The following is a 21,777-nucleotide window of genomic DNA, read 5'->3' as shown; positions in this document are numbered from 1 at the left end:
TTACCATTCCGAACAGGGAAGTTAAGCCCGTCTGCGCCGATGGTACTGCCACACCAGGTGGGAGAGTAGGCCGCCGCCTTCCTTGAAGCCCCCCGCAGCAATGCGGGGGGCTTTTTTTATGGGAACATACCGCCAATTCGTATTTTTGTCCCTGAAAGATGAAGTACCATTATGACAAAGGGATTATCATACCATACCGAGGAAAAACTAAACGCAATCTCCCACGCCCTTGGCGCCATACTGGGTATATTGGGATGTTATTTCCTATTACAACACAATTCCGATAAGACAGCATATGCCCAGACCAGTATTGTAATTTACAGTATTTCATTTGTATTGCTATTTCTGGCTTCCACCCTCTACCATTCGGTTTCAGATCCGGATTTAAAACGGAAATTTAGGGTAATAGACCATATAAGTATCTATTTATTGATTGCCGGCACCTACACCCCAGTCGCCTTGATTACCTTGCAAAATAGTAATGGATGGTTGCTGTTTTATATAGTGTGGGCTATCGCGGCCCTAGGAATCGTATTAAAGATATTTTTTACTGGTAAATTTGAGGTTTTGTCCCTACTCTTATATCTTGCCATGGGCTGGCTGATTGTAATAGACTTCCAAAATCTCATGGTACATACAACGGAAAGGGGAGTAAGGTTGCTTTTTTTGGGAGGCGCCTTTTATACCCTGGGAACGGTTTTTTATGCATGGAGAAGTATACCATATAACCATTTTATATGGCATCTATTTGTACTTGGGGGCGCCTTTAGTCATTGGTTCTATATTTACCTTGATGTGGTTTGACAATCGATAGTATCAATCGAATTTTCCACCGACCAATTCACGGTACTCAACGAAGAACGCTTCCAATAATAACATCCGTGTTTCCATAAATACCATGGTTTCCTGCCAGGTATCCTTATTATGTATGGAAACATCTGATTTTTCAACATAAATCCTTGATATCTCCTTTTGGTTTTCCAACAAGAAAGAGTCTTTATAAATAGCTTCTGGCAGGTATTCTTCTTTCAAAATAGATTTTAAAGAAATTAGTTTTTCCCATAATTCCATTCTTCTTGCCAAGTCCGAATGTTCTATATCTATAGAGACCATAGCCTTTTTCAAGCCAAAATGGAATTTGAGGGAAAGGCCTTTTGTTTTGGTGTCGTACAAGATCCATTTATGTGGGAAAGATTTGCCAAAGGCAATCCAGAAATCATGACGCAATTGTTTCGATTCTTCCCTGCTGAACATCTAAAGGGCATAAGCGATTGCTATTCCCATAAAAATCACGACCAGTTTTCTCAAATTGAATTTATGTCCTTCAGAACTTTCAAAGAGAATAACGGTGGAAATATGCAGAAAAACACCGATTACCAGTGCTGTAATTGGCGCATAGAATGTAGTGGCGAACTCAAAATTGGAAGCGATGTAATTGCCTAAAGGGGTCATTAACGAAAAGAAGACCATAAATAGCAGGGCATTTACCATTTTTATTTTGGAGTTCAAAAGGAATATGCTCAGGATAATGGCGATAGGTATTTTATGGATTAGAATACCGTAGAGAATAGTTCCATGTTCCTCAATTGGAAATCCTTCCAATAATGAATGAATGGAAAGACTTATAAATAACAACCATGGAAAATTGGTTTTTTCAATGTCAAAATGAACATGGCCGTGCTCTGCCCCTTTGGAAAAGAACTCGAGGAATATCTGTAATAAAATGCCAAGCATTATAAAGACCCCTATGGTTTTTGAATCCGATTTTTCGTAGACTGATGGAAAAAGTTCAAAAATGGTCAAGGCCAGCAAAAATGCTCCACTAAAGGCTAGTAAGAGCTTAAAATTACCGGTGTTTGTAGGTTTTACTAAGTATACAAAGGCAAAACTTAACAACACCCCGAGAATAAGCAATACATAAGTCATTAATACTGGTTTAGGTGCAAAACGAAATTAATCCACCTGTCATGGATGGCGCAAAAATACTGTATTTTTGTCTCAATCTTTGTAATGCATATGAACAATAATTTTAGAATGGTGGCCAAAACCTTATTTGGTTTTGAGGAGCTTTTAGCCAAGGAATTACGCAATCTCGGGGCTGGAAATGTTATTGAAGGTGTCCGCAGCGTCTCATTCGATGGGGATACCGGTTTTATGTACAAGGCCAACCTCTGTTTGCGTACAGCCATTAAAATCATTAAGCCCATACATTCTTTTACGGTGCGAAATGAAAATGAGTTGTATAGGAAAATCTATCAAATGGATTGGACCGAAGTATTGTCCACCGATTCTACCTTTGCCATAGATACGACGTTGTTTTCCGATGAATTTACCCATTCGCTCTATGTTTCACAGAAAGTAAAGGATGCCATTGTTGACAAGTTCAGGGATACCAATGGGCAAAGACCTAATGTGGATGTTAAATTTCCTGATATGCGCATCAATGTTCATATCCATAAAGAACATTGTAATGTATCCTTGGATAGTTCTGGACGGTCGTTGCACCATAGGGGGTATAGAACGGCGACCAACATAGCCCCGATCAACGAGGTCTTGGCCTCTGGATTGTTATTGTTGAGCGGATGGGACGGTCAATCCGATTTTTTAGACCCCATGTGTGGCAGTGGTACCTTTTTGACCGAGGCAGCGATGATCGCTTGTAATATTCCGGCAAATATCAATAGAAAGGAATTTGCCTTTGAGAAATGGAATGATTTCGATGAGGAACTCTTTCAAAAGATCATTGATAGTAGTTTGAATAAAACCCGGGAGTTTCACCATAAAATCGTGGGTTATGATACAGCCCCATCGGCGGTGAGAAAATCAATTGATAATATTGCCAATGCCAACCTTTCGGAATATATCCATGTGGAACGTAAAAGCTTTTTTGAGTCCACGAAATTCACCGATAATCACTTGCATATGGTTTTTAACCCACCATACGGGGAACGATTGGATTTGGAAATGGAAGAATTTTATGCATCGATCGGTGATACTTTAAAACAGGAATACCCAGGAACCGATGCATGGTTCATTACTTCGAATTTAGAGGCACTTAAATTTGTAGGCCTAAGACCATCTAGAAAAATAAAGGTTTTCAATAGTCAATTAGAATCCCGATTGGTCAAATATGTGATGTATGAGGGGAGTAAAAAGGCCAAATTTCAAAATAAGGGGTAGCGACAAGAATTGTTGTGTTGAAATCATTTTTCGTCGAAGGAATTAGTGAAATCTATAATCTGATTCGATGTAGACCACACAAAAAAAGATTCAATTTTGTGGTTTGTTCCCCGGTCTTTCGGGTCGCTCAGGTTCTTGTTCCTTCGTTGGTTTTGTCTTCTTACTTTTGTTCGCCTTTTTATATAAGGGAATCATATAGGTTATCGAATAATTATATCCAATCCCGAATTTGCTGTTTTCGGTAACTTTGTTAAACCCCGGAATAAACAGATTTGGGAAATTGTCATCTTCCTTATTGCTGACCAGAAAGCCGATTCGAACACTTCCGCCTAAATATATATTGGCAAATAATTCCGCTTTTAAACCTAACACAAACTCTAACCATGAAGCATTTAATCCGTCAAATTCACTGACCACATCGGAACCCATGGCAAAATCGTTTTCAGACCAATATCTTTCAGTATTGAAATATTGGAAATTATTCAAGGTCTGATTAAAACTACTTAGAGCGAACCTACCACCAATAAATATGGAATTGTCCATGCCGTACCAATTTTCATAGGTATTATAATCTACCCCAACTTTCAAATAACTACCAGAAGTGGTGAAATTATAGAGGTCTTCTTGTCTGGTCCTTTCTTCATTTCCTATTTCGCTGGCCAAGTAAAGCTTTTGGGAAAGTCTATAGTCACCAACGATTTCAAAACCGGAATAATCGTCACTGGTCTGGGAAATAATAATTCGACTCAAATCGACCCCTACCCTTAAACCGTACGACTGTTTATGTACAACGGAATCCTTGGGCTGCAAATCAATGGGTTCATTTTGTGCCCATCCTGTAAAAACGCAAATCAGAAGACTTATGCTAGTGAAATATCTTAACATGGGCTGTGTCTGAATTTTCTATGGTAGTATTAACGATTTCGATACTTTCTATCCAGTTATCCGAATCAGTTGTTAATTCGGAGCTTAGATTTTCATAATTGGCAATAAATCCGCAGGCACGGGAAATAAATACGTCCTTGGTCCCATGGCTGAAGGTAAGAACATCAATATTCTCGGTATCATCACTTGATTCTTGGCGGGAGATTACAAAAGATGTAAAGGAAGCATCTGCCCGAAGGGGTATCGCGATCGAATCCAAATCGGCATTGGAAATCACATCCAAAGTATCAGGGGATATAAGGCCCCTCACCTCAAGATTCGTAACATCTTTGAATTCGGTGGTATCGGTTATGTCATAGAACCGAATCACCAGCAAGGGCTCATCGCCATCAACACAAATATCATCTTTTTCGCAGGCAGCGAATGAAATGATACCCAATACAATAAAAAAGGTAATTCTAATTTTATTCATCTGGCTAGAGCTTTTCCAAAAGTACAACATTTTCTACATGATGGGTTTGGGGAAACATATCAACGGGTTGTACTTTGATCACTTTATATTTATGTTTCATCATCTCCAAATCCCGAGCTTGGGTGGCACTATTACAACTTACATATACGATTCTCTTGGGAGCGATGTCAACTATTTGTTGCACAACATCCTTATGCATGCCATCCCTAGGAGGATCTGTAATAACAATATCGGGGTGCCCATGGGTTTTGATGAACGCTTCATTGAATACATTCTTCATATCACCGACAAAAAAATCTACATTTTCGATATTATTATTGGCTGCGTTCGCCTTTGCATCTGCAATCGCTTCAGGTACCGATTCGATACCAATGACTTTTTTAGCTTTTTTAGCAACAAATTGGGCGATGGTGCCTGTACCTGTATAGAGGTCATATACCAGCTCCTTTCCGGTGAGTCCGGCAAAATCGCGTGTTATTTTATATAATTCATACGCTTGTGCCGAATTAGTTTGATAAAATGACTTGGCATTGATTTTGAACTGTAGCCCTTCCATCGCTTCAATGATGTGATCTCGACCGGCAAAACAGAGAATTTCCTGATCATAAAGAGTGTCGTTCTGTTTCTTATTGATTACATATTGCAAGGACGTAATTTCTGGAAAAACCGTCGCCAAGTGATTCAATAACAGTTCCCTTTTAACCTTGTCCTCCTCATAAAACTGAATCAAAACCATGATCTCTCCAGTAGAGGAAGTACGAATCATCAAGGTCCGAAGCATACCATGCTGCTTTCGTGGATTGAAGAAAGTAATCTTGTTCTTTACTGAAAATGCCTTGACTTCCAAACGTATGGCATTGGATGGGTCTGCTTGAAGATGACAATTTTTTATGTCCAAAATTTTATCCCACATCCCGGGAATATGGAATCCCAATGCATTTTTATCCTCGATTTCAACATCGGATCGAATTTCTTCCAAAGTCAACCAGCGGCTATCGGAAAAGGAGAATTCCATTTTATTCCGGTAGAAATACTGGTCTTTAGAGCCTAAAATGGGGTTTGTAATCGGCAAATCCAGATGCCCGATTCGTTTCAGGTTGTTCTCCACTTCTTGCTGTTTATAGAATAATTGGTGATCATAGGCCATATGTTGCCATTTGCAGCCACCACAAATGCCAAAATGTTCACATTTTGCCTCAATACGTTTATTGGAATACGAATGGAAATTGATGGCCACCCCTTCAAAAAAGGACTTACGCTTTTTGGTGGTTTGCACATCAACCACATCGCCAGGGACGGTATTCGTCATAAAAATAACCCTACCGTCAGGAGCCTTGCCTATGGTTTTACCTTTGGCCACTGCATCCAACACCTCAATGTTTTCAAATACAACCCTTTTATTCTTTTTACGCATGGCGCAAAAGTACTAATAGGTTTGCATTTATTACCCCTATCTTTAATGGGAATACTATAAAAAAATCATAAAAATTTAACCTTTCCGACATATTACTGTCAATAGGTTAGAACAAACAATTCATGACTCCTGACAAAATCTTTGATGCCTGTTGGTGTTGCAATTTCAAGCTGATGACAGGCACGCTTTGGGCATGTTGGCCAAAAGGCACCATAGAAAACATAATAGCCATGCTTATTGGTTTCTGCACGATATTGAAGCTTGAAAGGATGTCGTACACGATTGTTGGGGAACCATCATTAATAAGTTATATACGCTAAGAGATGTCACTATTTTTCGAGCTCGGCGATGCGTATCATAATCCGACAATCGATTGAAGTTTTTATATAGAAACATTTTTAAATCATATATCATGAAGAAAGAAAAGGAAAAAATCGACGAACTAATTAAAAAAACACTTAATCAGGAGGAGGCAAAATTCTATGATGAATTAGAAGAACAAAATCTAATCGGGAAATTGGGCGAAGTCTATAAAAGTAAAGTAGGGTGGCTTGCGATAGTCATGAACATTGTGTACTTAGTGATTTTCGGGTTGTTCATTTATTGTATGTTCCGGTTTTTTGGGACCACCGAGACAAACGAACTTATTAAATGGGCATCTGCAGGTTTCTTATGTATGATTTTCATGGGGATGTTGAAACTTTATTTTTGGATGCAAATGGACAAAAATGACATTTTGAGGGAATTGAAAAGATTGGAACTCCAAGTAGCAACAATTTCGGGAAAGCTCGACGCATAGTTTTATATGACCTAAATGTAATATTTCAACAATGTCATAACATTTTGTATTTTAGCAGCTCTACAAAGGATGATTTCTCTCCTACGCTGAATTTTCGAATCTTCGAAAGGATAAAGGTGCAGAAGGAATTACTGAAGTTTTATTTAAAGTAATTTTTATCATGTCGGTTTTAGAAAAAATGAGTTCAAAAGAAGCTATTGCTTTGGAGGAAAAGTACGGCGCACAGAATTATCATCCATTACCCGTAGTTCTAAGTAAAGGGGAAGGCGTGTTTGTATGGGATTTGGAAGGAAATAAATACTATGACTTCCTATCGGCCTATTCCGCAGTAAACCAAGGGCATTGTCATCCCAAAATCATTAATGCCTTAAAGGTCCAGGCAGAAAAATTAACCTTGACTTCAAGGGCATTTTATAATGACATGCTCGGAAAATATGAGAAGTATGTTACGGAGTATTTTGGTTTTGACAAGGTATTGCCCATGAACACGGGGGCCGAAGCGGTTGAAACCGCAATTAAATTGGCGCGCAAATGGGGCTATGAGAAAAAGGGTATACCAACCAATCAGGCCAAGATCATTGTTTGTCATAATAATTTCCATGGGAGGACCGTAACCATCATTTCAGCTTCAAATGATCCGATTGCCACGGAAAATTTTGGGCCCTTTACACCAGGAATGGTTTCTATTCGGTACAATGATCTCAATGCGTTGAAAGAAGCCCTAAAAGATGAAAATGTAGCTGCATTTTTAGTGGAACCAATTCAAGGGGAAGCTGGTGTTTTTGTCCCTGATGACAATTATATAAGTGAAGCCTACAAATTGTGTAAGTCGAAAAACGTATTGTTTATTGCTGATGAAGTCCAAACGGGAATTGCAAGGACAGGAAGGTTATTGGCCACTTGTGGTAATTGCTCTTGTCCCGACAAATGTTGTAGTGAAACGCCAGAGGTAAAACCCGATATCCTAATATTAGGGAAAGCCCTTTCTGGAGGCGTTTTCCCGGTATCGGCCGTATTGGCGGATCATGGGGTGATGGAGGTAATACGCCCTGGAAACCATGGTTCTACTTTTGGAGGCAACCCCTTGGCATGTGCTGTGGCCATAGCTGCTTTGGATGTTGTTAAAGAGGAAAAACTAGCAGAAAATGCATTTGTCCTCGGCAATCTCTTTAGGGAGGAAATGCAAAAATTGATCAATCAGTCCGATTTGATCAGCATGGTTCGCGGTAAAGGCCTTTTGAATGCCATTGTAATCAATGATTCTGAAGATAGTTCTACGGCATGGGACATATGTATGGCAATGAAAGCGAACGGACTCTTAGCCAAACCAACCCATGGCAATATCATACGTTTCGCACCACCATTGGTGATGACCAAGGATGAGTTATTGGATTGTATTTCAATAATCTCAAAAACAATTAAAGAGTTTGAAAAATAAAAAAATCCCCTGAACAATTCGTTCAGGGGATTTTTTATGTCACATTAATTATAATCCCCACTCAGACGAAGATCCTGCTATAATAGCGGCCAATGCCCCAAAATAGATGATGGTGAAGACCAGCAATATTGCAGCAAGGGCAATACCAATGTAAGACAATATTCTTCCGGTCTTTACATTCTCAAATCCTGAATATCTGTTAGGGTCCGAATTAAAAAGGCGTTCGGCACTTTTCGCCTGGGAAAGGGCAATTATACCAAATATTCCACCAAAGGGACCGCAACAAAGCAAGGTGAGGGCAATCGATAATATTCCGAAGGTCAGTACGTTCCCTGAACCCGGTAAGGTTTCTTTATTCATATTTATTATTTAATCGGTTGTTTGGTTATTGCCATTGATCCATCATGTCCTGAACTTGTTCCATATAGGCATCCCAACCGCCCATTTGTTGTACGGAGTATACCGTCCAGATCAAGGAGAGTACTCCCAATACAAGACCTATAATAGCTATGATTTTTGCCGTTTTCAATGTACTGAAATTACTGTAGTTTTCAGGATTCTGTTTATATAGATTTTCATCCTTTTTCGTTAAAAATAAGGCGATACCGGAGAGTAATATACCACCAATCCCAGCACTAAGACAGCAGCAGAAAAATGAAACAATTGAAAGGACAATTGCTATAGTAACATTAGGTAATTTTTGTTGTTCCATAAATTAAAGTGTTTGGTTATAAAAATTTTAAAATATAATTTCCAAGGATCAATACTACACTTGAAACCATTAAGGTAATAATAATCTTGTTTGAATATTTAATTGTAAAAAAATTGTCGGCCAATAAAAAGCCCAGTAAGGGAATAATCGTAAAAATAGCGGGGTACATTTCAAAGGCAGCAGCGAATTCACCTTGGAACAACAATGAGAATGCGCGTTGTGCCCCACAGCCTGGACAATCGATTCCGAAGAATTTTTTATTCAAACATGGAAGCATATAGCTTTCTAGAAAAAATATAAAAGTGGACAGATACATTTTTACCCAAATTCCAATTCTTAGGGAAAAATAACCATTATTTTTGGGGTATAAAATAAAATTATGGCGCTTTTTGAAGTAGGTGATAGGGTAGAGGTTCTAGACGAGGTGATGCATGGGAAAGTAGTTGCCGTTTTCAATGATGAAATTACCATTGAGTCAGAGGATGGTTTTATGCTGAATTTCATGCCCAATGAACTAGTAAAGATTTCAGGTGACAGTCCCATCAAGGTTTCCAATTTTGAAGTAGCCCAGGTCAAGTCCGAGGAAGCGATTGCCAAGAAAAAAAGACCATCGGTACAAAAACCTAAAGAACGAAATTCCCCAACTATGGAAGTGGACCTGCATATTAATCAGTTGGTAAAATCATCCAAAGGAATGAGCCATCATGAAATGCTGAATTTGCAGATGGATACGGCCAAACGACAATTGGAATTTGCCATGCGCAAACGTATCCAGAAAGTGGTATTTATTCATGGCGTAGGAGAGGGGGTTTTAAAGGAAGAACTGAACTATCTTTTTGGACGGTACGATAATCTAAAATTCTATGATGCCGATTATCAAAAATACGGGTTGGGAGCTACGGAAGTGTATATTTATCAAAATAGTTGAATTTTATTCCACTGTAGTGGTAACCGTACCGAAATCATTAATCTGTAAATCGGTAATCCTCTGATCTTTGGAGGTGATAAAGGTAATCTCACTTAAGCTTATATCATGCGTAAATGTAATGGAATCTTCCGTCGTGGTATTAATGAGAATAGAACCACCTTCAGCCTCAATTTCATCGATTACGGTTGGAGACGTTACTGGAATTTGGTCACAAAAATAGTCGTCATCAACAGTATCGGAGAATAGGCGATAGGTCAATGTTGAACCACTTGGCACATCGCTTGTTATCGTGGTTTCGGAAACTTCGTTCTTTAGCGCGCCACTCGGTAAAACAAGGATCAAAGCCTCATCATCATTTATTTTAAATAGAACATTGCTCTGACCAACGGCAACATCACCACAATCCTCTATGGCCACACTATCAAAATCGATGGTATCAATTTGCAGATCCCCATCATCACAGGACAAGAGCAGGGCAAAAATGCATAAAACGAATAGGTGCTTCATGCCCCAAATTTAAAGGAAATAAACAACAAGTTTATCTTCTTTGGGATAGATTTTACATTTTATTCGGTTATTTTTGACTCGTTTTTAGCACTGTGCCTACCCATGGAAAATGTTTACTTAGACAATGCCGCCACAACCCGAATTAGGGAGGAAGTCATTCAAAGAATGCAAGAAGCATTGTCTGGTTATTACGGGAATCCATCATCTATCCATGGGTATGGACGTACGGCCAAAACAGCAGTGGAACAAGCGCGGAAAGCCATTGCCAAACAATTGAAGGCACACCCTTCCGAAATTATTTTTACCTCCGGGGGCACCGAGGCCGATAATATGGTTCTCAAGAGTGCCGTTCGGGATATAGGCGTAAAAACCCTCATCACCTCAAAAATAGAACATCATGCAGTACTTCATACCAGCCAAGATTTAGCCACTGAATTTGGTATAGCCTTGAAGTATGTTGATCTTGATGGAAATGGTAATCCACAACTCTCTCATTTAAACCGATTGTTGCAAGAAGATGATACCAAAAAATTGGTAAGCCTCATGCATGTGAATAATGAAATCGGCAATTTACTGCCTATTGATACCGTGGCCGAATCGTGCAAGGCAAATAATGCTTTGTTCCATTCAGATACCGTACAGTCCATCGGACATTTTGAAATCGATGTTCAAAAAACACCCATTGATTTTATGGCTGCCTCAGCACATAAATTCCATGGCCCAAAAGGTGTTGGTTTTGCATTTATTCGAAGAAATTCAGGCATAAAGCCTTTAATATCGGGAGGTGGGCAGGAAAGAGGCCTAAGGGCGGGTACGGAATCCGTACACAATATCGTAGGCTTGGAAGAAGCCTTTAAAATGGCCTATGGCAATCTTGACGAGGAGCGTAATTATGTATTAGGTCTCAAGAAATATTTTATCGATACCATTACCCAAAGCATTCCCGGTGTGGGGTTTAATGGACATTCAGGTTCTTTAGACCAGAGTACCTATACCTTGGTAAATCTTAGTTTGCCCATTAGCCAGGAAAAGGCGAGAATGCTTTTATTTAACTTGGATATTAAGGGGATTGCCATATCCCAAGGAAGTGCCTGCCAATCGGGTAGCGATATGGGTTCGCATGTATTAAAAGAAGTGGTTGGCGCAGAGGACCTTAAAAAACCATCATTTAGATTTTCATTTTCAAAGTATAATACAACCCAGGAGCTGGATTATACCATTAGGGTTTTAAAGGAATTTATGAAGGTTTAAATCCGTGATTTGTTCCGATCCTTTTTCTTCTCACGGTCATACGGAAATTTTCTAGCGGCCAGTTTCATCATCCTATCAATAAGATCATAGGTGTTTTTCCCTGTTTTCTTGTCGATTTTTTTCTCATACTTCCAGAGTAATTTGCCCGACCCGCCATCACTTATCTTTATCCCGATCCTACCATAATTAGAATCCCCTCGAAAGTAATCCATGAGACTGAATTCTGTTGGAACCCCTTTTGAGAGTAGTATATTGATATCCATATTACCACTTATTATCCCATCGACTTCCAATATCCCACTAAGTTGTTTTATAGTGTACACATCGATGTTTTCATAGGTGATATTGTGCTGGGAAAGAATGGCATTCGTGTTCTTTGTGTTCTGGAATTCTACCGAAAACTTTTTCTTTCTTTTTCTTTTGGAAAAATAAGTTTCCAAGGCGTTCTGTACCACATAACCCTCTTTCTGTTCCAGTTGTTTTACTTCATTCTTCGATACTTCATCCTTCAAATCCAAATTGGTGAGAAAGGGAAGGATTGCCAAAACCTTATGGTTCTCACTAAGATCATCGAAATTCTTATGCTCATAAATATTTTTTTGGGCACTTACCATGATACCACCCAAAAAGAGCACTAATACTAAAAGTTTTTTCATTAAACCAGTTTTTGACGGCCGCATCTTCCAATCAAAGCCGTATTTTAAGTCTGAGGTTCAAAACCCGACTCGTCATATAGTTCGGAATCGCAAATTCATTTTTACTTTCGACATCCCGGATCCAAGTATTAGTAATTGAGTTTTGATTGTTGAATAGATTAAAGATCTCAAAGCCAACACTCAATTCTTTACACTTATGCAACCAATGGTTCTCGGGATATTTTTTTTCCGCACCTACAAAAATATGGGAAATTCCTAAATCGGCACGTTTATAATCCCTTAATCTATTCTGAAAAATATAAGAATCGGCATATGTGGGCGATCCCCCTGGCACTCCTGTGTTATAAACTAAGTTGAGATACATTTTTAAATTCGGTATGGTAGGCACATAATCCTGGAAAAGTATTCCCAATTTTAGACGCTGATCGGTGGGCCTTGGAATATAGCCCCTATCATCGCTGTTTTCCTCGGTTTTCAGATACCCTAGGCTCACCCAAGATTCGGTACCAGGGACAAAGGCGCCGTTCAATCGGATCTCTGCACCATATACATAGGCCTTGGCATTGTTGTTGGCTGTATATCGTATACGCACGTCGTTTAAAGTATACGTGTTTACATGGCTCAATTGTTTATAATATGCTTCACTGATCAATGTAAAAGGTCGCTCCCAAAGCAAAAAACCATATTCATTGCCCAATACATAATGGATTGATTTTTGGGCTTTTACCTCGGGCTGTACCGTTCCTGTTCCATCCCTTAATTCCCTATAGAATGGGGGTTGGTGGTAAACACCGATCGAAGTCCTGAAAAGCATGTCTTTTTTCCATTTCGGTTTAATGGCAAACTGGGCTCTGGGACTGATAACCAGCTGTGCGGACTTTTCAATTTGCCGACCATTTACCCTCCAAAAATGGGTTCTTACACCTAGATTATAGTATATCTCCCCTAAATTATAAGACCTACTTTCACTGAACTGGGTGTAGGCCGATAATCTATTGGTTTTTATGAAGTTTGTTGCCGAGATACCTTGATAGGGGACGAGGGCTTCCGAAAAAGGGATTTCCGGTTGGTTGTTTACATATTCAGGCAATGGTGGGCGAATGGAAAAACCGGCGGAATCCAAAAAAACAGATTCGCGCAACTGGTCTCGGATGTCTTCATGTGTAAATTTTAGGCCCCATTGCAGTTTTTGCCTCCCTTTGATCAAGACACCTTGTTGTTCCAAATTGAAAATCAGGGCATCCAATTCGTTCCTGGCCCTAGTGAATTGCCCGCCTACGCCCCTTACCGATGTAGCCTCGCCCAAAGATTCGCTCCCCAAGTCAGTATCTATACCTCCTAAGGCATAGCGGGCGATCACATCGGAATATTCTTCTTGCGTAGTGTGGTAAAGAGAGGCAATGAGTTTCAGGGTAACCATTTCATTCAAGAAATAATTGGCCTTGACTGCCCCTAGAGCAGTTGCATACTTATTGTTTTCACTGCCCGCATACCTAACTACAAGGGCCTTAGGGTCGGAAAGCGTCCCAAAATTCGTCTGCCTATCCAAAGGTTCATTTTGATAATCATTGATCGCTACATTTCCTAAAATATTAAAATGAAGTTTTTTTGACAGGCGATAGGTGGCATAGCCCTGAATGTCGGCAAACACTGGATTGAAATTTGAATTCGTCTGTTGACTGTTCACCAATAGACCATTGTTGCGGTATCGCGCACCTGTAATATAAGAGAGTTTTTTGTTTGTTGAAAGATTTTCCAAGGCCAGGCTAGCCCCCAATAAGCTTACATCCATTTGGGCCCCAAAAGTTGTGGGATTTTTATAGGTGATATCTAAAACCGATGAGAGCTTATCCCCATATTTCGCTTGAAAACCACCAGGGGAAAATTCCACTTTGCGTATTAGATCGCTATTGACAATACTAAGGCCTTCCTGTTGGGCTGAACGGATTAAAAATGGGCGATAGACTTCGATTTCGTTGATATAGACCAGATTTTCATCATAATTACCTCCACGTACGGAAAATTGTGTGCTCAGTTCATTATTGGATGAGACCCCGGGAAGAAGTTTAAGGATATTTTCGACTCCGGCATTCGCACCTGGTATTTGTCGCACCATTCCTGGAGAAATACTTGTGATTCCGTCTACTTTTTTTTCTCCTGTCGCTGAAATGGTTACCCCATCGATCTGCATTATTTTGGTGCTAAGTACAGGGTTGAACTCATAGATTTCATTAGTTTTAAGGATCAAGCCCTCCAAGACTACGGCTTTATACCCTAAGTGGGAGAATTCAATGCGGTTTTCTTGATCGGCAACAATGTGCAGTATATAATAGCCATTAAGATCTGTTGAAGTACCACTATCCGTACTAACGATATTTACTTCTGATAAGGGATTATTATTTTCATCGAATACAACTCCTGTAATTGTTGCGGTCTGTGCCTTAATTTGAAGATATGGACACAGTAAAAATGAAAGTAAAGCTATCTTGAGACACTTCAAAGTGTTTATTTTCTATAAAATGAAACCTCGTATGTATTGGTATTGCCTACATTATCTGTAACGATGACTTTTAGTTCACATTGCTTTTTGTCTAAAATCTTATCGTCGAAATTATAGGTGAGAGTATTGGTTTTAGGCTCATATTCCATCAAAATCCACTCCCCATTCAAGGTGGCTGAGTAGGTGTCTATTCCGCTAAGATCATCGGAGATCATTAGACTTAGATAACGGTAGTTGGTCAGCCATTGTTTATGTTTAAAGTTTTTTGAACGTATTGAAGGGGCAATTGTGTCCTTCGCTAAAGTGTAGGTCCCAAGATTTCGGGTCCTGGTTGTAAATGTGTTCCCTCGCTTATAGGTAGATGCATAAGAAGGTTTCAAATCCCTATCTAAACGGGCGATGAAAAGTTGTTTACGTTCTTCCTCCGAGTATTTTGAAACATCAAAGGTCAATGTAAAATTTCTATGCGCCGGTACCCGATTATTATGCACGGTCACCGTATCACTACCATTTTTCAATTCAATATGGAAATTCTCATAGAACGTATTGGCCGGAAAGTAGACTTTGGCCAATCCCAAATCATAATTATTGGGTCGATTGGCTACAACATAATTATCGGTTTTTGGTTTTTCTTCGGTGATTTTTAAAGTTTGTCGTTTACCTTCAACGGGAATGGCCAATTTAGTCAAATTGCCTTCTAAATCACTGATCAGAATTTCTACGGTATATGAGAAACCTTCCTTGACCACTATTTTCCCATCATTCACCAATTTATTATAAATACTTAAACGATTCCCTGGGGTTTTAAAACATTTCTGGATACGTTGTCTATAGTTTCCGAAATGATCGTAATCGATCAACGTATTGATATAACGTGTTTCCGTGAATGAAAAAGTCTCAAAGTCGTAATCGGTATAAACTTGTCCGTTGACCACTTGGCGTACAGAATACACGCCATTTTTATTCGCTGCCAAATCTTGACGGTCAAAACCGATAAAACCGAAACCAATGGTGCCCAAAGCGGTTACCTTATCGGCAAGATATGTCCCGTCTTTCTGCCTTGTGAAATTCAATTGTGATTTTGTGGTACTTTGGTTCAGCTGGGCGTTTGCAGAAAGTGGATATCCATAGAGTGCTACGAGGGTAGGATTGGTGGCATCACGCACCTCCAGTCCATATAAAAGTGGGTTGGTTGGTTTTTCTGATATACTGCTCCTGATTTCGAAATGCAAATGTGGTCCTGAAGAACCACCTGTATTGCCGCTATAGGCTATAACCTCCCCTTTATCCAGTTTTATTTCGCCATATTCGGGAAATAGTTCCACCTCAAATGATTTCTTATCGTATTGTATCTTTTTAACATATTCCTCGATTTTTGGTGCAAATTTTTGTAAATGCCCATATACAGAGGTATATCCGTTGGGATGGGCTACATAGAGAACTTTGCCATATCCCCACAACGAAACTTTGATTCGGGTTACTGTACCATTGCCTATGGCATATATGGGAAGTCCCTCTCTTTGCTGTGTTTTTATATCAATTCCCGAATGAAAATGATTGGATCGCAATTCGCCAAAAGTACCCGCCAGAACTAGGGGAATATCCAAAGGTGATCTAAACGCTTCCTTCGGGTAATTCTCTTGGGCCATTAAACCGAAGGAAAAAATCATTGTAAATAATAAAACAAGAAATGTTCTGCCCATAAGCTCTTAAAATTGGTAACATCGTGACCAAATACCGAATATCGTATTAAACGAACTCGGTATTTGAAACCTATATTAAGCGATAAAATTAATCAGATGAAAATAATTAACCGCCTCGAAGGGGAAAAAACTGCTTTAAATTCAGATTGTTTCGTGCCATAGGGCAATTAATATCAGGGTTTAAAGTATTACTTAAAGAATATTTTGAAAAAGTATTGCCCAGTCGCTATATCTATGTTAACTTTGTGTAATACGCATTGAGTATTGTATATGAGTGAATTGGTGAAAATTGTTGATTCCCTGGAAAACAAAATTAGTAAGTTGTTGCATAAATTGGAGATGTTACAGCAGAATAATCAAAAGTTGGAAGAGGAATTGGTTTCAACACGAAACAAGCAGAATTCAACCGAAAGAACCGTTTCTGAATGGGAACAAAAATATAACTCACTTAAACTTGCAAATTCAATGCTCGGCAGTAATACAAATAAAACAGAAGCTAAGCTTAAAATAAATACATTGATTAGGGAGTTGGACCATTGTATTGCCCAACTTGCCGAGTAAGGTTTAAAATAGGATGTCAGAAAGGCTCAAAATAAAGCTTTCAATTGCAGATAGGGTATACCCTTTGACAATTGACCCCAGCCAAGAGGAAGGGCTAAGGAAAGCGGCCAAGAATATTGAGCAATTGGCGAAGAAATTTGAACAAAACTATGCCGTTAGGGACAAACAGGACGTGCTTGCCATGTGCGCACTACAGTTTGCCTCTAAAATAGAACAACGAGGCATTGATCAATCTGAAGGGAACCAAGAAGCCACTGATCGATTAAAGGCACTGGACGAACTGGTGAATTCAAAGCTTAGTATTGAATAAGTTCTTTTAAATAGCATTAAGTTACTGCCCACATTGGTATTATCTTTTGACGAACTCAACATTAATTTGTTTAAAAAGGGTGAGTTTAGATTGTAAAAGCAGGCCTTACTCGTATAAGGATCCTTGATCAGTCTGTTAGCCCTAAACCTGTTTTCTGGAGTTTGTACAAAACTTCCCCAATGTGGGTTTTTTTATATTAAATTTTGAAATTATGGACAGTACCACAATTATATTAGTCGCAATAGCGGGCCTCGTTATTGGATTTGTTATTGCGAAAATCTTGGAAAAAGGCAAGGCCTCAAAGACTGTTGCCAACGCTAAAAAGGAGGCGAGTGCCATCCTTAAAGAAGCAAACATTGAAGGGGAGAGCATTAAGAAGGATAAAATTTTCCAGGCCAAGGAGAAGTTTTTGGAACTCAAGGCAGAACACGAGAAAGTAATAATCAATAAGGATAAAAAAATATCCGAGGCTGAAAAACGGATTAGGGATAAAGAATCGCAGGTCAGCAATGAACTGGCTAAAAACAAAAAACTAAGCGAACAGTTAGAGGTTAAAATCAAGGATATTGCCCACAAAGAGGAGTTTTACGATAAGAAGCATGCAGAATTGGAAAAGCTGCATAATAATCAAGTACAACAGTTAGAGGTAATTTCGGGATTATCGGCCGAGGAGGCGAAAAGCCAATTGATGGAATCCCTTAAAGAAACAGCCAAGAGCGATGCCATGGCCTATTTACAATCTACCATGGAGGAGGCCAAATTAACGGCCCAACAAGAAGCACGAAAAATCGTAATCAATACCATTCAGCGCATTGGGACAGAGGAAGCCGTAGAGAATTGTGTTTCTGTTTTCAATTTGGAATCCGATGATGTCAAAGGGCGAATCATTGGTCGTGAAGGCAGGAATATTCGCGCTATTGAAGCAGCTACAGGGGTAGAGATCATAGTAGATGATACGCCAGAGGCGATTATACTTTCATGTTTCGATTCCGTTCGTAGGGAAATTGCGCGATTGTCATTGCATAAATTGGTGACCGACGGTAGGATCCACCCAGCAAGAATTGAGGAAATTGTAAAAAAGACAGAAAAACAAATAGAACAGGAAATTGTTGAGATTGGGAAACGAACGGTCATTGATTTAGGTATTCATGGGTTACACCCCGAATTGATCAAAGCGGTCGGTAGAATGAAATACCGCTCGTCTTATGGCCAGAACCTGTTACAACACTCCAGGGAAGTGGCTAAACTTTGCGGGGTTATGGCAGCTGAATTAGGATTGAATCCAAAATTGGCCAAACGCGCAGGACTTCTACATGACATCGGAAAAGTACCCAATACGGAGGCGGAGGTTGAGACTCCACACGCCATTTTAGGTATGCAATGGGCCGAGAAATATGGGGAAAAACCGGACGTTTGCAACGCCATTGGAGCCCACCATGACGAAATTGAAATGAAAACATTGATTTCTCCGATCATCCAGGTTTGTGATGCCATCAGTGGGGCAAGACCAGGTGCCAGAAGACAGGTGTTGGATTCTTATATTCAACGTTTAAAAGATCTGGAAGAGATTGCCTTTGCTTTTGGTGGTGTTCAAAAGGCGTATGCCATACAAGCAGGTAGGGAGCTTAGGGTCATTGTAGAAAGTGAAAAGGTGAGTGATGACAAGGCAGCGCAATTGTCCTTTGAAATCTCCCAAAAAATACAAACCGATATGACCTATCCTGGCCAAGTAAAAGTGACGGTTATTCGGGAAACACGATCTGTAAATGTTGCCAAGTAAGGTATCGGTTTTGATATGAACAATTTGAAAAGGGGCCTAAATGGCCCTTTTTTTTATATCTTGAATAAATTGGATTTATGGTCAGTTGTGTAAAGTATGACCGAAATCATTTTTTAGAAGAATCGATTGGATTAACATTGCAGAAAATTTAAAAGCCTTTAAATGGACTTAAAAAAAGCTATTCACAATCTAAAAAAGGAAAAGAACGCCGTGATTTTGGCACATTATTACCAATATCCGGAAATACAGAATATAGCCGATTATGTTGGTGATAGTTTGGGCTTGTCACAAAAGGCCGCAGAAACCGATGCGGATATCATTGTTTTTGCAGGGGTACATTTTATGGCGGAAACAGCAAAAATCCTCAATCCTGAAAAAATGGTGGTGCTCCCCGACCTGAATGCGGGTTGCTCGTTGGCCGATTCTTGTCCACCAGAGGCATTTGAAAAATTCATTGAAGCCCATCCGGGACATACGGTTATTACCTATGTCAATTGTTCGGCCGAAGTAAAGGCATTGACCGATATCGTATGTACTTCTTCCAATGCCTTGAAAATTGTGGAATCCATTCCCAAAGACCAACCTATCATTTTTGCGCCAGACCGCAACTTAGGTAAGTACATTAATAAAAAGACAGGCAGGGATATGCTTTTATGGGATGGAAGTTGTGTAGTACATGAAGCTTTCAGTCTTGAAAAGCTGCTACAGGTATATAAGAAAAATCCAAATGCACTGATCATTGCCCATCCAGAATCCGAGGAGCATATTTTAAAAACGGCTACCTATATCGGTTCAACAGCCGGCATGATAAATTTTGTAAAGCAGAATCCCAAGGAAAAATTCATTGTAGCGACAGAGGCGGGCATTTTGCATCAAATGAAGAAAGAGGTTCCGGAGGCAGAATTAATTCCGGCGCCGACGCAAGAAGATAATACCTGTGCTTGCAGCGAATGCGCGTATATGAAGGTAAATACGCTTCAAAAACTATACGATTGTTTGCTAAATGAAAGCCCTCAAATTGAAGTTTCAAAGGAAATAAGGGAAAGAGCCTTGATCCCCATACAGCGTATGCTGGATCTTTCTTGAAGACTATGAAAGAAACGAATTATTTGGTTATTGGATCTGGCGTGGCAGGTCTTACTTTTGCCGTAAAAATCGCTGAAAAACATCCGAGGAGAAACATCATCATTGTAACTAAGGGAGATGAGGATGAGTCGAACACAAAATATGCGCAAGGAGGTATCGCCGTGGTTCTCGACTTAGAAGAAGATTCCTTTCAAAAACATATTCAGGATACCTTGATTGCTGGGGATGGACTTTGTAACGAGGAAGTGGTTGAAATGGTAGTCAAGGAAGGTCCACAACGCCTCAAAGAACTGATAGCATGGGAGGCGAACTTTGACCTTACCTCAGATGGTGATTTTGATTTGGGCAAGGAAGGGGGGCATTCTGAATATCGAGTGGTACACCATAAGGATGTGACCGGTTACGAGGTCGAAAGGGCTCTATTACAACGGGTACATCAACTACAAAATATTACACTTTTATCGCATCATTTTGCGATAGATCTTATAACGGACCATCACTTGAAAGCTAATAATAAGGACAATCTTTCGTGTTATGGGGCCTATGTACTGAACCAAAAAAATGGAAAAATAATAACCATTCAGGCAGATCATACATTATTGGCATCCGGGGGTATTGGCAGGGTTTACGGGCATACAACCAACCCGGCCATTGCAACAGGCGATGGTATCGCCATGGCCTATAGGGCCAAAGCTTTGATCAAGGATATGGAATTTATACAATTCCATCCCACGGCCTTATACAATCCAGAGGGTGGATCCTATTTTTTGATCTCTGAAGCTGTTCGTGGATTTGGGGCATACTTGCGAAATAAAGAAGGATATCGCTTTATGCCCGATTATGATCAACGGGCCGAGTTGGCTTCTAGGGACATTGTTTCCCAAAGTATCGATAGCGAACTAAAGAAATCTGGGGATACCCATGTATTTTTAGATTGTACGCATTTGGATATCACCGCATTCAAAAAGCACTTTCCCAATATTTACGATAAATGCCTGGAATACCACATTGATGTTGAAAAAGATTGGATACCTGTGGTACCGGCTTCCCATTACCTTTGCGGGGGTATCGTGGTTGATAGGGATGGTAAGACCTCCATACATAATTTATTCGCTTGTGGCGAATGTACCAGAACCGGACTACATGGTGCCAATAGACTAGCGTCTAACTCTCTCTTAGAAGCTTTGGTCTATGCCCATAACATCTTTAAATACCTAAGTGTTGACCAACAGGTCGTCAAGTCATTACCTATCCCTGATTGGAATGACGAGGGAACAAGCATCCCTAAAGAACATATTTTAATACAACATAATTTAAAGGAATTACAGGCCTTAATGCGTGATTATGTGGGCATTGTCCGAAGCAACAAAAGATTGTCAAAGGCAATAGTGCGTTTGGATTTGATCTATAACGAAGTCGAGGAATTCTACAAGGAATCAAAAATTACAACAACGCTGTGTGAACTAAGGAATATGGTGAACGTAGCCCATTTGATTATTACCCAATCCTTGGAAAGAAAGGAAAATAGGGGAGGGTATTTTAATCAGGATTATTACGACCCAAAAAACTGATTTCACTATCTACCTAGCGTTGGG

The 21,777-nt window shown here is 39.7% G+C and carries 23 protein-coding genes, 1 rRNA gene and 1 other RNA gene; 13 read left to right on the top strand and 12 right to left on the bottom strand.

Translation table 11 applies throughout. The annotated features are described in order from the left end of the window. Together rrf and trhA are read left to right on the top strand one after the other, a co-directional pair. Nucleotides 1–82, top strand: a 5S ribosomal RNA gene (gene rrf / locus HPE63_RS18665); the annotation flags it as partial. 89 nt (nucleotides 83–171) lie between these two features. After that, nucleotides 172–804, top strand: coding sequence for a PAQR family membrane homeostasis protein TrhA (gene trhA, locus HPE63_RS05005; RefSeq protein ID WP_188313116.1), 633 nt, complete (start codon nucleotides 172–174; stop codon nucleotides 802–804). 12 nt (nucleotides 805–816) lie between these two features. On the opposite strand, the gene HPE63_RS05000 is transcribed toward trhA, so the two are convergent. Together HPE63_RS05000 and HPE63_RS04995 are read right to left on the bottom strand one after the other, a co-directional pair. Continuing rightward, nucleotides 817–1,254, bottom strand: coding sequence for a DUF4268 domain-containing protein (locus tag HPE63_RS05000; RefSeq protein WP_188313115.1), 438 nt, complete (start codon nucleotides 1,252–1,254; stop codon nucleotides 817–819). Further along, entirely contained in the window at nucleotides 1,255–1,926 is a 672-nt protein-coding gene (locus tag HPE63_RS04995; protein ID WP_188313114.1) for a ZIP family metal transporter, read from the bottom strand. It abuts the gene before it with no gap. A 90-nt stretch (nucleotides 1,927–2,016) separates the two neighbouring features. Between HPE63_RS04995 and HPE63_RS04990 the strand changes: the two genes are divergently transcribed. Continuing rightward, nucleotides 2,017–3,180 (top strand): THUMP domain-containing class I SAM-dependent RNA methyltransferase, encoded by a 1,164-nt coding sequence (locus HPE63_RS04990; RefSeq protein ID WP_188313113.1) that lies wholly within the window; start codon nucleotides 2,017–2,019, stop codon nucleotides 3,178–3,180. A 90-nt stretch (nucleotides 3,181–3,270) separates the two neighbouring features. Here the strand turns inward: HPE63_RS04990 and HPE63_RS04985 are convergent, their stop codons facing one another. From HPE63_RS04985 to rlmD, 3 genes are read right to left on the bottom strand one after another with little or no spacing between them, the layout of a single operon-like run. Then, nucleotides 3,271–4,065: a DUF6048 family protein gene (locus HPE63_RS04985; RefSeq protein ID WP_188313112.1), complete on the bottom strand. Its 795-nt coding sequence runs from the start codon at nucleotides 4,063–4,065 to the stop codon at nucleotides 3,271–3,273. Then, nucleotides 4,046–4,537: a DUF6452 family protein gene (locus HPE63_RS04980; RefSeq protein WP_188313111.1), complete on the bottom strand. Its 492-nt coding sequence runs from the start codon at nucleotides 4,535–4,537 to the stop codon at nucleotides 4,046–4,048. Before HPE63_RS04980 ends, HPE63_RS04985 begins: the two co-directional genes overlap by 20 nt. 4 nt (nucleotides 4,538–4,541) lie before the next feature. After that, nucleotides 4,542–5,951, bottom strand: coding sequence for a 23S rRNA (uracil(1939)-C(5))-methyltransferase RlmD (gene rlmD, locus HPE63_RS04975; RefSeq protein WP_188313110.1), 1,410 nt, complete (start codon nucleotides 5,949–5,951; stop codon nucleotides 4,542–4,544). Nucleotides 5,952–6,363: 412 nt separating this feature from the next. Between rlmD and HPE63_RS04970 the strand changes: the two genes are divergently transcribed. Next, nucleotides 6,364–6,750: a DUF6768 family protein gene (locus tag HPE63_RS04970; protein WP_188313109.1), complete on the top strand. Its 387-nt coding sequence runs from the start codon at nucleotides 6,364–6,366 to the stop codon at nucleotides 6,748–6,750. 160 nt (nucleotides 6,751–6,910) lie between these two features. Beyond that, nucleotides 6,911–8,188: an ornithine--oxo-acid transaminase gene (gene rocD, locus HPE63_RS04965; protein ID WP_188313108.1), complete on the top strand. Its 1,278-nt coding sequence runs from the start codon at nucleotides 6,911–6,913 to the stop codon at nucleotides 8,186–8,188. Between the two features lie 48 nt (nucleotides 8,189–8,236). On the opposite strand, the gene HPE63_RS04960 is transcribed toward rocD, so the two are convergent. Genes HPE63_RS04960 through HPE63_RS04950 form a run of 3 tightly spaced genes read right to left on the bottom strand, consistent with a single transcriptional unit; the run spans nucleotide 8,237 to nucleotide 9,165 of the window. Then, a complete protein-coding gene (locus HPE63_RS04960) occupies nucleotides 8,237–8,548 on the bottom strand; it encodes a CCC motif membrane protein (protein WP_188313107.1) in 312 nt (103 codons plus the stop codon). A 25-nt stretch (nucleotides 8,549–8,573) separates the two neighbouring features. Continuing rightward, nucleotides 8,574–8,900, bottom strand: coding sequence for a CCC motif membrane protein (locus HPE63_RS04955; protein ID WP_188313106.1), 327 nt, complete (start codon nucleotides 8,898–8,900; stop codon nucleotides 8,574–8,576). A 16-nt stretch (nucleotides 8,901–8,916) separates the two neighbouring features. Next, complete coding sequence (locus HPE63_RS04950) at nucleotides 8,917–9,165, bottom strand: DUF2752 domain-containing protein (protein WP_317172899.1); 249 nt, start codon at nucleotides 9,163–9,165, stop codon at nucleotides 8,917–8,919. 114 nt (nucleotides 9,166–9,279) lie between these two features. Here HPE63_RS04950 and HPE63_RS04945 point away from each other — a divergent pair, with 114 nt between their 5' ends. After that, nucleotides 9,280–9,828 carry a Smr/MutS family protein gene (locus tag HPE63_RS04945; RefSeq protein WP_188313104.1) on the top strand — a complete coding sequence of 183 codons (549 nt, stop codon included), beginning with the start codon at nucleotides 9,280–9,282 and terminating at the stop codon, nucleotides 9,826–9,828. Between the two features lie 3 nt (nucleotides 9,829–9,831). Here HPE63_RS04945 and HPE63_RS04940 read toward each other — a convergent pair whose 3' ends face one another. Beyond that, the gene (locus HPE63_RS04940) at nucleotides 9,832–10,335 is read right to left on the bottom strand and encodes a hypothetical protein (protein WP_188313103.1); all 504 of its coding nucleotides are present in this window, start codon (nucleotides 10,333–10,335) and stop codon (nucleotides 9,832–9,834) included. Between the two features lie 102 nt (nucleotides 10,336–10,437). Between HPE63_RS04940 and HPE63_RS04935 the strand changes: the two genes are divergently transcribed. Further along, nucleotides 10,438–11,586 carry a cysteine desulfurase family protein gene (locus HPE63_RS04935; RefSeq protein ID WP_188313102.1) on the top strand — a complete coding sequence of 383 codons (1,149 nt, stop codon included), beginning with the start codon at nucleotides 10,438–10,440 and terminating at the stop codon, nucleotides 11,584–11,586. Here HPE63_RS04935 and HPE63_RS04930 read toward each other — a convergent pair. From HPE63_RS04930 to HPE63_RS04920, 3 genes are read right to left on the bottom strand one after another with little or no spacing between them, the layout of a single operon-like run. Then, nucleotides 11,583–12,242, bottom strand: a complete 660-nt coding sequence (locus HPE63_RS04930; RefSeq protein ID WP_188313101.1) for a hypothetical protein — start codon at nucleotides 12,240–12,242, stop codon at nucleotides 11,583–11,585. The genes HPE63_RS04935 and HPE63_RS04930 overlap by 4 nt on opposite strands. A 31-nt stretch (nucleotides 12,243–12,273) precedes the next feature. Next, nucleotides 12,274–14,742, bottom strand: coding sequence for a carboxypeptidase-like regulatory domain-containing protein (locus tag HPE63_RS04925; protein ID WP_188313100.1), 2,469 nt, complete (start codon nucleotides 14,740–14,742; stop codon nucleotides 12,274–12,276). Between the two features lie 5 nt (nucleotides 14,743–14,747). After that, nucleotides 14,748–16,445: a M23 family metallopeptidase gene (locus tag HPE63_RS04920; protein WP_188313099.1), complete on the bottom strand. Its 1,698-nt coding sequence runs from the start codon at nucleotides 16,443–16,445 to the stop codon at nucleotides 14,748–14,750. 270 nt (nucleotides 16,446–16,715) lie between these two features. Here HPE63_RS04920 and HPE63_RS04915 point away from each other — a divergent pair, with 270 nt between their 5' ends. From HPE63_RS04915 to nadB, 6 genes are all read left to right on the top strand, one after another. Then, on the top strand, nucleotides 16,716–17,006 hold the full coding sequence (locus HPE63_RS04915) for a hypothetical protein (RefSeq protein WP_188313098.1): 291 nt from the start codon (nucleotides 16,716–16,718) through the stop codon (nucleotides 17,004–17,006). A gap of 13 nt (nucleotides 17,007–17,019) precedes the next feature. Then, nucleotides 17,020–17,316 carry a cell division protein ZapA gene (locus tag HPE63_RS04910; RefSeq protein WP_188313097.1) on the top strand — a complete coding sequence of 99 codons (297 nt, stop codon included), beginning with the start codon at nucleotides 17,020–17,022 and terminating at the stop codon, nucleotides 17,314–17,316. A gap of 53 nt (nucleotides 17,317–17,369) precedes the next feature. Continuing rightward, nucleotides 17,370–17,479, top strand: a non-coding RNA gene (gene ssrS / locus HPE63_RS04905) — 6S RNA. A 48-nt stretch (nucleotides 17,480–17,527) separates the two neighbouring features. Continuing rightward, nucleotides 17,528–19,096, top strand: a complete 1,569-nt coding sequence (gene rny, locus HPE63_RS04900) for a ribonuclease Y (RefSeq protein WP_188313096.1) — start codon at nucleotides 17,528–17,530, stop codon at nucleotides 19,094–19,096. Nucleotides 19,097–19,258: 162 nt separating this feature from the next. Continuing rightward, nucleotides 19,259–20,182, top strand: a complete 924-nt coding sequence (nadA, locus tag HPE63_RS04895) for a quinolinate synthase NadA (RefSeq protein ID WP_188313095.1) — start codon at nucleotides 19,259–19,261, stop codon at nucleotides 20,180–20,182. A gap of 5 nt (nucleotides 20,183–20,187) precedes the next feature. Then, nucleotides 20,188–21,753, top strand: a complete 1,566-nt coding sequence (nadB, locus tag HPE63_RS04890; RefSeq protein WP_188313094.1) for an L-aspartate oxidase — start codon at nucleotides 20,188–20,190, stop codon at nucleotides 21,751–21,753. The last annotated feature ends 24 nt before the right edge of the window (nucleotides 21,754–21,777 follow it).

It is taken from the genome of Maribacter arenosus, from assembly GCF_014610845.1.
GTDB lineage: Bacteria > Bacteroidota > Bacteroidia > Flavobacteriales > Flavobacteriaceae > Maribacter_A > Maribacter_A arenosus.
Note: the sequence above shows the minus strand (reverse complement) of the source record. Positions and strands in the feature narration are given on the sequence as shown.